The organism is Oleiphilus sp. HI0067, from assembly GCF_001635735.1.
Map to the genome: position 1 here is coordinate 1 of NZ_LWFI01001375.1, position 1,019 is coordinate 1,019.

The window sequence follows — 1,019 nt, forward strand, 5'->3', positions numbered from 1 at the left end:
ACAGCGGATAATCAACTCCAGGCATCTGTAAAGAGTGTATTGTTCGACGGTGCTAAGAGCCGCGCAATCATGACCAACAACGATGCGGAAGAGATTATTGTTTCCCTACCTCAGACAGGTGAGTTTTCAGATCTTAAGGCAGGCGACAAACTATCATTAAGCTGGCGAGCAGATATCGCCAAAGTATTTACGAACCAAGCTTGAGCGTTTTAGGAAAGATAAAATGAACTCAAGCCAGACACGACTCACCCTGATACTCCTGCTTAGTCCTTTTTTACTTTGGCTAGGCTTACTTGTGATCATCCCTCATATCGATATGTTCTTCTTATCGATTAGAGAAAAAGTTGCCCCTCGAACCTATGAAACGAGCTTGGCAAACTATGCAGAATTTTTTACTGAGCCGTTCTATTGGAATACCTTAGCGAGAACGGCATTTATGTCGATACTTGCCACAGTGCTTACACTAATTATTGCTTTTCCCGTAGCGTATTACATAGCTAAGATGTTGCGTGGAAAAACCAAAAGCATCTTATTTTTACTCTGCCTGTTGCCGTTTTGGGTTAGCGAATTAGTGCGCACCTTTGGTTGGATGATCCTTCTCAGAGAAACTGGAGTTATCTCCTCCTCTCTGCAGTGGCTTGGACTGATCGACGGTCCAATCGAATTTTTATACAACGATGTCACCGTGATGATGGGCTTAATTTACACCTCCATGTTATTTATGGTGGTGCCGTTGGTAAGCACTTTAGATAGTTTAGATGACAGCTTAATTGAAGCGGGTTATGACCTTGGCGGCAGTAAGCTTTCTATCCTGAAAGAGATCGTTATCCCACATTCAATGCCGGGCATAATATCCGGCTGCATTGTCGTATTTATGCTAACGCTCGGTAATTACCTCACACCAATTCTACTCGGAGGTAAATCGAGTATGTGGTTTACCGGTCAGATCTATACCCAGTTTATTACCCGATTTAATTGGGAGCTCGGCGCTGCCTTTGGTTTTTTATTACTTATCGTTT

Annotated in this window: 2 protein-coding genes; both read left to right on the forward strand. The window is 43.0% G+C overall.

From position 1 onward, the window contains the following. The coding region (locus A3739_RS21845) for a TOBE domain-containing protein (RefSeq protein WP_156502752.1) at window positions 1–204 on the forward strand (204 nt) is incomplete at its 5' end. A 19-nt stretch (window positions 205–223) separates the two neighbouring features. Then, window positions 224–1,019 (forward strand): ABC transporter permease (locus A3739_RS21850; protein ID WP_068502753.1); only part of this gene is annotated, 796 nt, incomplete at its 3' end.